General features: G+C 69.9%; 11 protein-coding genes. 5 read left to right on the top strand and 6 right to left on the bottom strand.

Annotated features, from left to right (window positions below; all coding sequences use genetic code 11):
• Window position 1: 1 nt before the first annotated feature.
• From BOX37_RS02105 to BOX37_RS02080, 6 genes are all read right to left on the bottom strand, one after another.
• Window positions 2–1,204 (bottom strand): lipid-transfer protein, encoded by a 1,203-nt coding sequence (locus tag BOX37_RS02105; protein WP_071925975.1) that lies wholly within the window; start codon window positions 1,202–1,204, stop codon window positions 2–4.
• Window positions 1,205–1,310: 106 nt separating this feature from the next.
• On the bottom strand, window positions 1,311–1,733 hold the full coding sequence (locus BOX37_RS02100; protein ID WP_071925973.1) for a MaoC family dehydratase: 423 nt from the start codon (window positions 1,731–1,733) through the stop codon (window positions 1,311–1,313).
• A 100-nt stretch (window positions 1,734–1,833) separates the two neighbouring features.
• Entirely contained in the window at window positions 1,834–2,787 is a 954-nt protein-coding gene (locus tag BOX37_RS02095) for a bifunctional MaoC family dehydratase N-terminal/OB-fold nucleic acid binding domain-containing protein (protein WP_071931115.1), read from the bottom strand.
• 14 nt (window positions 2,788–2,801) lie between these two features.
• Window positions 2,802–3,965 (bottom strand): acyl-CoA dehydrogenase family protein, encoded by a 1,164-nt coding sequence (locus tag BOX37_RS02090; protein ID WP_071925971.1) that lies wholly within the window; start codon window positions 3,963–3,965, stop codon window positions 2,802–2,804.
• Window positions 3,950–5,029: an acyl-CoA dehydrogenase family protein gene (locus BOX37_RS02085; protein ID WP_206045754.1), complete on the bottom strand. Its 1,080-nt coding sequence runs from the start codon at window positions 5,027–5,029 to the stop codon at window positions 3,950–3,952. Before BOX37_RS02085 ends, BOX37_RS02090 begins: the two co-directional genes overlap by 16 nt.
• A 4-nt stretch (window positions 5,030–5,033) precedes the next feature.
• Complete coding sequence (locus tag BOX37_RS02080; RefSeq protein ID WP_071925969.1) at window positions 5,034–7,154, bottom strand: acyl-CoA dehydrogenase family protein; 2,121 nt, start codon at window positions 7,152–7,154, stop codon at window positions 5,034–5,036.
• A gap of 156 nt (window positions 7,155–7,310) precedes the next feature.
• Between BOX37_RS02080 and kstR the strand changes: the two genes are divergently transcribed.
• The 5 genes from kstR to BOX37_RS02055 all read left to right on the top strand — a co-directional run bounded on the left by kstR (window position 7,311) and on the right by BOX37_RS02055 (window position 13,672).
• Window positions 7,311–7,925, top strand: coding sequence for a cholesterol catabolism transcriptional regulator KstR (gene kstR / locus BOX37_RS02075; protein ID WP_071925968.1), 615 nt, complete (start codon window positions 7,311–7,313; stop codon window positions 7,923–7,925).
• Window positions 7,926–8,269: 344 nt separating this feature from the next.
• Window positions 8,270–10,855, top strand: coding sequence for a trehalose-phosphatase (otsB, locus tag BOX37_RS02070; RefSeq protein ID WP_071925967.1), 2,586 nt, complete (start codon window positions 8,270–8,272; stop codon window positions 10,853–10,855).
• Window positions 10,856–11,052: 197 nt separating this feature from the next.
• Window positions 11,053–11,937 carry a metal ABC transporter solute-binding protein, Zn/Mn family gene (locus BOX37_RS02065; protein WP_071925966.1) on the top strand — a complete coding sequence of 295 codons (885 nt, stop codon included), beginning with the start codon at window positions 11,053–11,055 and terminating at the stop codon, window positions 11,935–11,937.
• The gene (locus BOX37_RS02060) at window positions 11,934–12,806 is read left to right on the top strand and encodes a metal ABC transporter ATP-binding protein (RefSeq protein WP_420811602.1); all 873 of its coding nucleotides are present in this window, start codon (window positions 11,934–11,936) and stop codon (window positions 12,804–12,806) included. The genes BOX37_RS02065 and BOX37_RS02060 overlap by 4 nt, the downstream gene beginning before the upstream one ends.
• Window positions 12,806–13,672 (top strand): metal ABC transporter permease, encoded by an 867-nt coding sequence (locus tag BOX37_RS02055; RefSeq protein WP_156910234.1) that lies wholly within the window; start codon window positions 12,806–12,808, stop codon window positions 13,670–13,672. The genes BOX37_RS02060 and BOX37_RS02055 overlap by 1 nt, the downstream gene beginning before the upstream one ends.
• The last annotated feature ends 38 nt before the right edge of the window (window positions 13,673–13,710 follow it).

Here is a 13,710-nt window from a genome sequence, read left to right as displayed (position 1 = left end):
GCTACGCCGTGAGCACCAGCCCCGAGGTGGGCACGCCGGTACCGGCCGTGACGAGGATGCGTTCCAGGTCCTCGACCTGGTTGACCGAGGCGCCGCGGATCTGCCGCACCGCTTCGGCGATGCCGTTCATCCCATGGATGTAGGCCTCGCCGAGCTGGCCGCCGTGGGTGTTGAGCGGCAGGCGGCCACCGAGTTCGATGGCGCCGTCGGCGATGAAGTCCTTGGCCTCGCCGCGACCGCAGAACCCCAGTTCCTCGAGCTGCATCAGGACGAACGGGGTGAAGTGGTCGTAGAGGATGGCGGCCTGCATGTCGGCGGCGGTCAGGCCGCTCTGCGCCCACAGCTGGTCGCCGACCAGGCCCATTTCCGGCAGGCCGGTCATGGCGTCGCGGTAGTAGCTGGTCATCACGTACTGATCGGCGCCGGACCCCTGGGCGGCGGCCGCGATGACAGCCGGTCGTTGCGGGAGGTCGCGGGCACGTTCGGCGCTGGTGACCACGATCGCCACGCCGCCATCGGATTCCTGACAGCAGTCGAGCAGGTGCAGCGGTTCGGCGATCCAGCGCGAATCCTGGTGCTGTTCCAGGGTGATCGGCTTGCCGTAGAAGAAGGCGTGGGGGTTCACCGCGGCGTGCTTGCGGTCGGCCACGGCCACGGCGCCGAAGTCGGCACTGGTGGCGCCGGTGACGTGCATGTACCGGCGCGCGACCATCGCGACCTGCGCGGCGGGCGTGCCGAGACCCTGCGGGTAGGCCCAGCCCGCGTCGATACCCGAGGAGGTCGGCGCGGCGGCCAGGGCCGGGGAGAACTGGCCGAACCGCGCGCCGGAACGCTCGTTGAACGCGCGGTAGGCGACCACCACATCGGCGACACCGGTGGCCACGGCCATCGCCGCCTGTTGCACGGTCGCGCACGCCGCGCCGCCGCCGTAACCGATGTGGCTGAAGAACTTCAGGCTCGGAATGCCGACCGCCCTGGCGACGGCGGCCTGGGTGTTGGTGTCCATGGTGAAGGTGGTCAGGCCGTCGACGTCGGCGGGGGTGAGCCCGGCATCGGCGAGTGCGGCGCTCACCGCTTCTGCGGCCAGGCGCAGCTCACTGCGACCGGAGTCCTTGGAGAAGTCCGTGGCGCCGATGCCGACGATCGCGGCGCGCCCGGACAGACCGGCGCCACCCTGGGAATCACTGCGCGGTGGTGTACTCATTTCAACTCCAGTTCGGGCACGACGGCGGTGTCGGTAGCACTGATGTCATCGCCGAGACGATCGCGGCCACCGGTGCGGCCCTGGGAATCGCCGCGCGCTGCGGTACTCATGGCACCGCCAGTTCGGGCACAACGATGACCGCCGTGGCGGTGATGTGCTCGCCCAGGCTGTCACGCCCGCGCACGTCGATGGTGACCTGCGCGCCGGACACCTCGGTGACGGTGCCCGAAAGGGTCAGGGTGTCACCGGCATACAGCGGCACACCGAGCCGGAGCGCGATGGACTTCACCAGCGCGCGCGGGCCCGCCCAGTCGGTGACGAGGCGCTGCACCAGGCCGGTGTCGGTGAGGATGTTGACGAAGATGTCGCTGGAACCGCGCGCCACCGCCTTGTCGCGGTCATGGTGCACGTCCTGGAAATCCCGGGTGGCCAGGGCGGTGCTGATCACGAAGGTGGGATCGGCGTGGATCACCAACTCCGGCAGCGCGGTTCCCACCGCGATGGCGGCGGGATCGATGGTGGTAGTCACTTGCGGGTCCTTTCCGGACGGACAGGGCGAATCGGCACGGCGCGACCCCGAGCGACGTACCGGTGCCCGTTGCCGGGCCGGTCGTCGCGGGGTGCGGCGATCACCGCTGGGCCTGCCAGAAGGGCAGCACTGTTCCGTCGGCGAGCTTCTCGAAGTCGGCGCGCACCGGCACCCCGACCTCGACCTCGGCCGGGTCGATGCCGCGCAGCTCGCCGAGCATGCGCACCCCTTCGTCGAGTTCGACCAGGGCGACGACGAAGGGCAGCTCACGGCCGGGGACCTTCGGCGCGTGATGCACGACGAAGCTGAACACGGTTCCGGTGCCCGCGGCCACCACGTAGTCGGTGGGCTCGGCCTTGTCCTGCCACAGCGCGGGAATCGGCGGATGGCGCAGGGTGCCGTCGGGCAGCCGCTGAATCCGCAGCTCGCCGACTTCGGTTCCCGCCCAGAAGAACTCGGTGTCACGCGAGATCACGGGACCGACCCGTTCGGCGGGCGCGGCAAGGAACTCGGCGGACGCCTCGTCGGCCGGAGCGGCGGGCGCGAATTTCAGGATGCGGAACAACATGTCGGTGACGAGCTCGTCACCGACATGCCAGCTGGTCGTGAAGGTGAGGAACCAACCGTCGCCGAGTCCGGTTCGCTTGGGGCCCTTGAACTCCGAGAGCCTGCTGGAGACGGTCACCTCCTCCCCCGGCCGCAGGTAGCGGTGATAGGTCTGCTCGCAGTTGGTGCCCACGACAGAGGTGTAGCCCGCGTCGTCGAGCAGTTGCGTGGCCAGACCGAGCGGGTCGTCGGCGGTGCGCGTCCCGTGCAGGCCGTTCATCGTCCACACCTGCGCCATGGCGGGTGGGGCGACGATGCCGGGATGGCCGGCGGCCCGCGCCGACTCGTCGTCGACATAGATCGGATTGGTGTCGCCCAGCGCCTCGACCCAGTTGTTGATCATCGGCTGGTTCACCGGGTCGCGCCCGGCGCGCGGCGCGGACGCACCGGCGGCGGACAACTTCGTCAGGGCTTCGGGAACATCTTCGGGGGCAATACTTTCCGGCACGCGCCGCTCCTCGCTCATCGGGGCACGCGCGGCAGTTCGAGCCCGGCCGAGGCGACCAGTTCGCGCATGATCTCGTTGACGCCGCCGCCGAAGGTGACGACGAGGTTCTGTTTGGTCCGCCGGTCCAGCCAGCCGAGCAGCTCGGCGGTACCCGGCTCGGCGGGATCGCCGTAGCGGCCGATGATCTCCTCCACGATCCGGCCCGCCTCCTGCAGCGATTCGGTGGAGAACACCTTCGTGGCCGAGGCGTCGGCGATCACGGCGTTCGGCGCCGCGCTGGTGTCGGCGGCCGCGACCTGCCAGTTCAGCAGCTCGTTGAGCCGCACCATGGTGCGCACCCGGCCGAGCGCGCGACGAACCTCGGCCTCACCGAGCAGGTCGTGTTCGGCCGACCAGTCGCGCAGCCGGTCGTAGAGCTGCTCGATCTTGCCCGACGGACCGAGGCTCACCCGCTCGTGGTTGAGCTGGGTGGTGATCAGCCGCCAGCCGCGGTTCTCCTCGCCCACCAGCATCTCCGCCGGTACTCGCACGTCGTCGAAGTACGTGGCGTTGGTGTGATGGGCGCCGTCGCAGGTGATGATCGGCGTCCAGGAGTAGCCGGGGTCCTTGGTGTCGGCGATCAGGATCGTGATGCCGCGATGCCGGGACTCGACGGTGCCGGTGCGGCAGGCCAACCAGACATAGTCGGCTTCGTGGGCGCCGGTGGTGAAGATCTTCTGCCCGTTGACGATCCAGTCACCGTCGCCGTCGCGCACCGCGGTGGTGCGCAGCGCGGCCAGGTCGGTGCCCGCCTCCGGCTCGGAGTAGCCGATGGCGAAATGGATGTCGCCGGACAGGATTCCGGGCAGGAACTTCTTCTTCTGCAGGTCGGTGCCGTACTTCTGCAGGGTGGGTCCGACGGTCAGCAGCGTCACCAGCGGCAGCGGGACATCCGCGCGGACGGCCTCGTTGAAGAAGATCTGCTGTTCCATCGGGCCGAAACCCTGGCCGCCGAACTCCTTCGGCCAGCCGACGCCGAGCCAGCCGTCGCGGCCCATCCGGCGCACCACCTCGCGGTAGGCGTCGCCGTGCCGGTCGGTGGCCATCGCCGCGGCCTCGGCCGGGGTGACGAGATCGGCGAAATAGGAACGCAATTCCTCGCGCAACCGCCGCTGTTCGGCGGTCAGATCGATGAACATCTTGCCCCCAGAAGGTCGAGCCGCAGGCCCGCACCGCCGAGCAGACGGGCGAGGTCTTTGGCCTGTGAGTAGTACCGGTGCATCGGGTGGGTGATATCCACCCCGAGCCCACCATGCAGGTGGTGACAGTGCTGCATGGCGCGCGGAACCTCCGACGCCGCCCAGTAGGCGAGCACGTCGAGATCCTCGTCGATGCGCCCCTGGTGCTCGGGCGAGGGATCGTCCTGGGCCAGCGCCCAGCACGCCGATTCGGCGGCCACGTGCAGGGTGCGCGAGACCACGTACAGGTCGGCGATCTGCTGGGCCACCGCCTGGAACTCGGCCAGTGGCCTGCCGAACTGCTCCCTGGTGCGCACGTGCTCGGCGGTGAGCGTGAGCGCGCCCTTGAGCAGGCCGTCGGCGACCGCGCCGATGGTGGCCAGGGCGTGGCGGTGCAGGCCGGGCAGGGCGTCGGGCAGCAGTTGGTCGGCCGGGATCTCGACCTCGTCGAGGACCAGCGTCGCCTCCGGGATGCCCGCCGAACCGGCGACCGGAATGATCTCGAGTCCCGGTGCGACCGAATCCACCAGTGCCACACCGGCATCGGTGGGCACCAGGATCCAGCGCGCCTGCTCGGCGTAGATCACGCCGACCTTGCGGCCGCTGATCCGCACCGTCTCGCCCGCGCGGACCGCGGTGGTGGCGGGTGCGGTGGTGAACGGCGCGCCGGGTTCGTTCAGCGCGGCGGTGAGCACGATGCCCTTGCCGACCTCGGCCAGCACGCGCTCGGAGAGCGCGTCCGACAGCACCGGCAGCAGTGGCAGCACACCGAACCCGAAGGTCGGCAGCGCGGGCACCGCGACGGCATCGGTGGCCAGCTCCATGAGCAGGGCCGACACCTCGAGCAGACCCATGCCGTCGCCGCCGAAGCGCTCGGGCACAGGGACCGCGAGCAAGCCGGAGTCGATCAGACTGGGCCACAATTCCATGTCGCGCGCCTGCTCTCGTTCGAGCAGGCTCACGACCACCTCGGCTACGGCGTCGGCACTTTCGTCGCGGGTGAAGTCCACGGCGTCCTCCCTCATCGAGCTAACTGTCCGCATCGCGCGGCAGGCCGAGAATCCGTTCGGCGGCCACGGTCAACAGGATCTGCTCGGTACCGCCCGCGATGGAGAGACAGCGTGTGAGCAAGAATTCTTTCAGAGCGTCGCCATCCAGAGAACCTTCCGGACCGGTCAGTTCCAAGGCGTATTCCGCCAGGTCCTGGCGATGCCGGACACCGACGAGCTTGCGGACGCTGGCTTGGGCGCCCGCGTCGACTCCGGCCATCGTCGCCACCGCGATCCGCTGTTCGAGCAACGAACCAGCGATCGAGGAGGTGATCAGGGCGCCGAAACGGTCCTCCCGCAGTTCAGTTCCCCATCCGCCGGGCGGGAAACGGTCCAGCAGCGTTTCGAGCGCGCCACCGATTCCACCGCCGCCCATGGCGACCCGCTCGGCCGACAACGTGGTGCGCGCGATCTTCCACCCGTTGTTCAGCGCGCCGACCAGGCAGTCGTCGGGGACGAACACGTCGTCGAGGAAGACCTCGCTGAATCGGTCCTCGCCGGTGATCTGCACCAGCGGACGCACCTGCACGCCCGCGGTGCGCATGTCGACGAGGAAGTAGCTGATCCCGCGATGCTTGGCCACCGCCGGATCGGTGCGGGCCAGACAGATGCCCCAGTTCGCGGTGGAGCCCAGCGAGGTCCACACCTTCTGACCGCGCAGCACCCAGCCACCGTCCACCTTCTCGGCGGTGGTGCGCAGGGCGGCGAGATCGGAACCGGCGCCGGGTTCGCTGAACAGCTGGCACCAGATCACCTCACCGTGCAGCGTCGGGCGGACGAAACGGTCGATCTGGGCCTGGCTGCCGAACCGCAGCAGCGTCGGCACCGCCCAGCCGGCGATGGCCAGGTCGGGGGTCTCCAGACCGGCACGGCGCAGCTGTTCGGCGATCTGCAGGCAGGTCATCGGGTCGGCCGCGCGGCCGTAGGGCGCGGGCCAGTGCGGCATGACCAGACCCGCCCTGACCAGCGCGGCAGGCTGTTCGCCCGCGGGCAGGGCGGCGATGTCGGCGATCTCGGCGGCCACGTCGGCGTCGGCCGTCGCGTCGCCGAGGACACGCTCGGCGCCGGTGGTGCGACGCTGCCCGGCCCTGGTGAGCTCGGCGACCCTGGCCCGCCAGCGTGCCGATCCGCCGAGCAGCTGCCGCAGGGCGCTGGCCCGGCGCAGGTAGAAGTGCGCGTCGTGCTCCCAGGTGAAGCCGATGCCGCCGAGCACCTGGATGGCGTCCTTGGCGGTGTCGACCGCGGCGTCGAGCGCGGTGGCCGCGGCGACGGCGGCGGCGATGGGCAGTTCGGCCCCGCCGGAGTCGATCGCGGCGGCCGCGTCGGCGGCGACGGCGCGGATCAGCTCGGTGCGGCACAGCATCCACGCGCACAGGTGCTTGATCGACTGGAAACTGCCGATCGGCTTGCCGAACTGCTCACGAACCTTGGCGTAGTCGACCGCGGTGCGCAGGCACCAGCCGGCGATCCCGGCCAGCTCCGACACCGCGAGGGTGACGAACAGGTCGGTGACATCGACGCTGGGCGCGAAGCTCGACGCGGCCGCGGCCCCGGTGGCGCTCACCTGCGCCAGCGGCACTGTGTGGTCCGAGTTGGCCAGCGGCGTAATCGTCACCGCCGCAGGCGGAATCAGCAACCAGCGGGTGCCGTCCTCGGTGGTCGCCGGAACCAGGACCTGGGTCTGCTGGTCGGCGCCGTAGACGAAATCCCACGTGCCGGTGACGGTCCAGCCGTCGGCATCCGAACCCACCGCGGTGGCGGTGAATTCCGCGGTCGGCACGGCGACCGCGCACGGCGTGCCGTCGGACACAGTGCCCTCGGTGATCAATCCGGCCAGCGCGGTGGCCAGGACCGGACCGCCGACCAGGTCGGCGGCGGTCTGTTCCAGCAGCACGGCCAGGTCGGCGACGGTGCCGCCGAGGCCACCGTGCTCCTCGTCGAGGGCGACCCCGAACAGGCCGAACTCCGACAACGCGGGCCAATACTCCTGCCAGCTGCCCGCACCGCGGGCCCGCATTGTTGCAATCGGCGCGACCGAACTCGCCCAGCCCCGCAGCGACTCCGCGGCGGCTTTATGCTCGTCAGTGGTGGCGATGGTCACAAGAAAATCCGCCCTTCCGGCGTGGCTCCCACTCCTAGAACATGTTCTAATATCTGGGCCGGGTGTAAGTCAAGAGACCTACACTGACGGATGCTCCAGGCGCACAGTGGCGTGCGGCACCGCCGACGAAAAGAACGCAGCGAAAGGGTTTCCACGATGGACAGTCCTGCCCCCACGCCCACCGTGACGACACTGTCCGAGGACGAGCTGAGTTCTTCCGCACAGCGCGAACGCCGCAAGCGCATTCTCGACGCCACGCTCGCGTTGGCTTCCAAGGGCGGCTACGACGCCGTGCAGATGCGCGCTGTCGCCGAGCGCGCCGATGTCGCCGTCGGCACGCTGTACCGCTATTTCCCGTCCAAGGTCCACCTGCTGGTCTCGGCGCTGGCCAGGGAATTCGAGCAGTTCGAGGGCAAGCGCAGGCCACTACCCGGCGACGGGCCGTCCGAGCGCATGCACGGCCTGCTCACCCAGATCACCCGGATGATGCAGCGCGACCCGCTGCTCACCGAGGCCATGACCCGCGCGTTCATGTTCGCCGACGCCTCCGCGGCCGCCGAGGTGGACCGGGTCGGCAAGGTGATGGACCGTGTCTTCGCCCGCGCCATGAGCGACGGCGAACCCGACGACCGCCAGCTCGCCATCGCCCGCGTCATCTCCGATGTGTGGCTGTCCAACCTTGTCGCGTGGCTCACCCGCCGCGCCTCCGCGACCGATGTCACCGAACGGCTCGAGCTGACCGTCGATCTGTTGCTGGGCGATCGCGGGTAGCACCGCGACACCGCCGATACCGCGGCAACATCGTCACAAATCGCCCACGCCTGTTGACACACGTCGGCTGTGCGCCTTCCAGTGAGAAGATGCATAGCCGACGTCGCATATGCGTAACAGCGCACCTACCAGCTCCGCGCGCCTCGCCGACCGGTCCGCGAGCGCGGTGAGCTCGGCCGACGCCTGCCCGCGCCATCGGCTGGGAGCCCGGAATTAGCCGCGAGATCGCGAGCGAGCGTCGGCCACGCGAGCGCACAACCCGCCGCGCCGTCCGCGCGGCAAAATTGACGCAGTATTGTTTTTCGCGCCCCCTGATCAACTCCTCCCATCACTAGGTTGGATGCGTGAGCGCACAGGATCTGCCCTTGGAAGTCCGCCGTGCACTGGCGTCGGTTGCGCGCGTGCCACGGCTCTTGGTTGCCTCGGACTACGACGGGACTATTGCCCCGATCGTGTCCGACCCCGCGAAAGCGTTTCCCCAACGGGAATCGGTGAGCGCGTTACGCGCGCTGGCGGGGTTGGCGAACACGACGGCCGCGGTGATTTCCGGTCGGGCACTACGTGATCTGGCCGCGCTGTCGCGCCTGCCGGTCGAGGTGCAGCTGATCGGCAGCCACGGCTCGGAGTTCGACGTCGGCTTCGTGCACGCCATCGACAACGATGCCAAGCAGTTGCTCGCCGAGATCCAGACCGCGTTCGCGCGGATCGCGGCCGAGAACCCCGGCGTGACGGTCGAGACCAAACCGGCCAGCGCCGCCCTGCACGTGCGCAATGCCAGCCCCGAGATCGGCAGGCGCGCACTGAATTCGGTTCGCCAGGGCCCCGCCTGCTGGGTGGGCGTGCAGGTGACCGAGGGCAAGGCGGTGATCGAGCTCGCGGTGATCCCCACCGACAAGGGCACCGCCCTGGACACCATCCGGCACCAGGAAAGCGCCTCGGCCGCCGTGTTCTTCGGCGACGACGTCACCGACGAGAAGGCGTTCCGGGTACTCTCGGGCCCCGACGTCGGGATCAAGGTCGGCGAGGGCGAGAGCCTGGCCAAGCTGCGGGTCGAGTCCACCGAGGACGTGGCTCGGGCGCTGGCCTTCCTGGCCGAGGAGCGCCGGACCTGGCTGGCGGGGGCGAGCGCCCCGCGCATCGAGCGGCTGACCATGCTGGCCAGCCCGCGCTCGGTCGCGCTGCTGACCCCCGACGCGACGGTGACCTGGTTCTGTCATCCCGAACCGGATTCGGCGGCGGTCTTCGCGCATCTGCTCGGCGGCAACGCGGCCGGGCACTTCACCGTGGCACCCGAACGCGCCGGACTGCCGCTGTCGCAGCGGTACGTGGACGGCACGATGACGGTCGAAACCCGCTGGGCCAGTTTGGGTGTGGTGGACTACCTGCCGCACGACGTGGCACCCAACCGCACCGACCTGACCCGGGTGATCACCGGCGACGCGAAGGCCGTCGTGACCTTCGCGCCGCGACCGGAGTTCGGGCAGGTCCAGGTGCGGATCGAGGCCGTGCGCAACGGGCTTCGGGTCAGCGGCACCAACGACCCGATGGTGCTGCGCTCTCCCGGTGTCGAGTGGGAGATCGTCTCCGACGGCACCTATGAGCAGGCGCGCGCGGTGGTCGATCCTTCCGTGGAGCCGGTTGTGCTCGAATTGCGTTGCGGTACCGCCGATCTCGCCCCGTCGATGACGCCGGAACGGCAGCGTCGGCAGATCGCCGAGCAGTACTGGTCGCAGTGGGCGGCCGGGTTGCAGCTGCCCCCGCTCAAGCCGGACCTGATGAAGCGCTCGGCACTGACCCTGCGCGGGCTCGTGCACCGCCCGTCGGGCTCGATCCTGGCGGCCGCGACCACTTCGCTGCCCGAGGACATCGGCGGCGTGCGCAACTGGGACTACCGCTACTGCTGGCTGCGCGACGCCTCGCTGACCGCGCAGGCGCTGGTGACGCTCGGCTCGCTGACCGAGGCCGAGGAATTCCTCGAGTGGGTGCACAAGGTGCTCGCCACGCTGCCCGGTCCCGAGCGGCTGCACCCGCTGTACACGATCTACGGCGAGACGCTGCCGCCCGAGGCCGTCATCGACCTGCTGCCCGGCTATGCCGGTTCGCGGCCGGTGCGGGTGGGCAACGCGGCCAACATGCAGGTGCAGCTCGACGTGTTCGGGCCGATCGTCGACCTGATCACCTCGATGGCCCAGGAGCGCGAGCGCCAGGGCGCGACCGAACCGGGCAAGGCGCTGCCCGACGCCGACTGGGAACTGGTGCACGCCATGGTCTCGGCGGTGCAGCGGCGCTGGACCGAGCCCGACCACGGCATCTGGGAGATCCGCGGCAACCCGCGTCATCACGTGTACTCCAAGGTGATGGGCTGGCTGACGATCGATCGCGCGCTGACCCTGGCCGAGCGCTTCGACCGCCCCGCCGCCCCCGAGTGGGTGACCCTGCGCGACACCATCGCCGACGAGGTGAAGGCCAAGGGCTGGAACGACGAGGTGCAGTCCTACACTGCCGCCTACGAAGGCACCGACCTGGACGCGGCCACCCTGCACATCGGCCTGAGCGGCCTGATCGACCCCGCCGACCCGCGCTTCGCGGCGACCGTGGTGGCGACCGAGGCCGAACTGCGCAGCGGCGCGACCGTCTACCGGTACCACCACGACGACGGCCTCCCCGGCGGCGAGGGCGGGTTCCACCTGTGCGCCGCCTGGCTCGTCGAGGCGTACCTGCTGATCGGCCGTCGCTCCGATGCCGAGGCCCTGTTCGCCCAGCTCGTCGCCGCCGCGGGCCCCACCGGCCTGCTCAGCGAGGAGTACGACCCGGTAGCCGAACGCTCCCTCGGCAACCACCCGCAGGCCTACAGCCACCTCGGGCTCCTGCGCTGCGCCCAGTTGCTCAGCCAGCAGATCCGCCTCCCCGTGACTTCTGGCCAGATCTAGGCGCGGGGAGCCTCCAGCCACCGGCCGACGTTCTCGACAGGGAACGTCGGCCGGTGCCCGGCGAGTTACCCATGTGCTCACGAGACCAGCCGCCTCGTTCGCCTGATCAGCAGAGATCCTGCTAATCTAAAACGGTAACGGTTTCCATTATGATCTAGGGCACACGTGCCCTGGATCAGCACTGCCAGGAGCTCCGCGTGAACACTCGATTCGCCCGCATTTGTGCCGGTCTCACGGCAGGAGTGGTGACCGCGGTCGTCCTCACCGCCTGCGGTAGCGGCTCCGACGATCAGGACGGTCTCTCGATCGTCGCCTCGACCAATGTGTGGGGCTCCATCGCCACCGCGGTCGCGGGCCCGGACATCGAGGTGACCTCGATCATCAGCGACCCCGCCGCCGACCCGCACTCGTTCGAGACCACGGCCTCCGACACCGCCAAGATCAGCGATGCCGACCTGGTCGTGTTCAACGGCGGCCACTACGACGAGTTCATCGAGAAGGCCATCTCGGGCAAGGACAAGCGCACCGTCGAAGCCTTCGAGGAGCGCTCGGACAAGAGCGACGAGAACGAGCACGTCTGGTACGACGTCACCACCGTCGCCGCGGTCGCCGACCGGATCGCCGCCGAACTCGGCGAGATCGACGCCACCAACGCGGGCGGCTACACCGACCGCGCGGTCGCTTTCAAGAATCAGCTGATGGGCATCAGCGCCATCACCGGCACCATCGCCACCCAGCACCCGAACGCGCCCGTCGCCCAGTCCGAGCCGCTGGCGCACTACCTGCTGCTGGCCGCGACCGTGCAGGACAAGACACCGCACGAGTTCCAGGAAGCGATCGAGCAGGAGACCGACCCCTCGCCCGCCGCCGTGGCCGCCACCCGCGACCTGATCACCGGCAACCAGGTGAAGGCCGTGATCTACAACACCCAGACCCAGGACAAGATCACCCAGGACCTGCGGGCCGCCGCGGAGAACGCGGGCATCGCGATCGTCGAGCTGACCGAGACCCTGCCCGAGGGCGTCGACTACGTGCAGTGGCAGACCGCCAATGCCGAAGCGCTCGCCGCAGCACTGAACTGACCATGCCGGGGCCGATGACCGAAGGAGCAGCGCTGTCCGAGACCACCACCACGGTCCGCGCGCAGGCCGACACCGCCGACGCGGCGATCCGCCTGCGCGCGGCCACGCTGTCGTTCGGCGAGCGCGTCCTGTGGCGCGACCTCGACCTCGACGTGACACCGGGCGAGTTCATCGCGGTCCTCGGCCCCAACGGCTCCGGCAAGACCTCGCTGCTGCGGGTGCTGCTCGGCAGGCTCGACCTCAGTTCCGGCACAGCCCAGGTCGCGGGCGAGCAGGCCAGCGTCGGCAATTCCGGCATCGGTTACGTACCGCAGCAGAAGACGATCGATGCCGGCGTGCAGATGCGCGGGGTCGATCTGGTCGGCCTCGGGGTCGACGGGCATCGGTGGGGCCTGGGCTGGCGACGCCGCGGCGAACGCGCGCGCAGGGTCGAGGCGGCCATCGACGCGGTCGGGGCGCGGCGCTTCGCGCACGCGCCGCTGGACACCCTCTCCGGCGGTGAGCAGCAGCGGCTGCGGGTCGCCCAGGCGCTGGTCGGTGATCCGTCGGTGCTGCTGTGCGACGAGCCTCTGCTCAGCCTCGATCTGGCCAATCAGCGCCTCGTCGCCGAACTGGTCGACCGGCGGCGCCGGGAACACGACACCGCGGTGCTGTTCGTGACGCACGAGATCAACCCGATCCTGCCGCTGGTCGACCGGGTCCTCTACTTGGTCGACGGCGAGTTCCGGATCGGCACACCCGACGAGGTGATGACCTCGGAGACGCTCTCGGAGCTCTACAACACCGAGGTCGAGGTGCTGCGGGTGCGCGGGCGCCTGGTGGTGGTCGGCACCGGCGACGACATGGACGCGCTCGGCGGGACGGCCTGATGGACAAGCTCACCAGGGTCTTCGGGCAGATGTTCGACTTCGGCATCACCATCGATCTGCTCGGCTACGACTTCGTCCAGCAGGCGCTGCTGGCCAGCGCCCTGCTCGGCCTGCTGGCCGGGCTGATCGGGCCGCTGATCGTGATGCGGCAGATGTCGTTCGCCGTGCACGGCACCAGCGAGTTGTCGCTGACCGGCGCGTCGGCCGCGCTGCTGCTCGGCGTCGGGATCGGGTTCGGCGCGATCGCCGGCTCGGTGGTCGCCGCCGTACTCTTCGGCTGGCTGGGTTCCCGTGCGCGCGAACGTGATTCGGTGATCGCGGTGGTGCTCTCGTTCGGGCTGGGCCTGTCGGTGCTGTTCCTCTGGCTGGCTCCCGACCGCGCGGGGTCGAAGTTCTCGCTGCTCACCGGGCAGGTCGCCAGCGTCGGCTACGACGGGCTCGCGCTGCTGCTCACCTGCACCGCGCTGGTGCTCGCCGTGCTGTCGGTGGTGTATCGGCCGCTGCTGTTCGCCAGCGCCGATCCCGAGGTCGCGATCGCGCGCGGGGTGCCGGTGCGGGCGCTGTCGGTGGTCTTCGCCGTGCTGCTGGGCATCACCGCCGCCTTCGGCGTGCAGATCGTCGGCGCGCTGCTGGTACTCGCGCTGCTGATCACCCCGGCAGCGGCGGCCGCGCAGGTCACCTCGAGCCCGATGCGGGCGACCGTGCTGTCGGTGATCTTCGCCGAGGTGGCCGCGGTGGGCGGGCTGCTGCTCTCGCTCGCACCGGGCGTTCCGGTGTCGACCTTCGTCACCGCGATCTCGTTCACCATCTACCTGGTGTGCCGGGTCGTCGGCCACCGGCAACGCCAACTCGCGCCCGCGCGCTGACCCGACCCGCCCAAACGGCCACGGGCCGCCGGTGGCGC

The sequence above is a fragment of the Nocardia mangyaensis genome, assembly GCF_001886715.1.
GTDB lineage: Bacteria > Actinomycetota > Actinomycetes > Mycobacteriales > Mycobacteriaceae > Nocardia > Nocardia mangyaensis.
The sequence above is the reverse complement of the archived record's forward strand: the minus strand, read 5'-3'. Positions and strand labels throughout refer to the sequence as shown.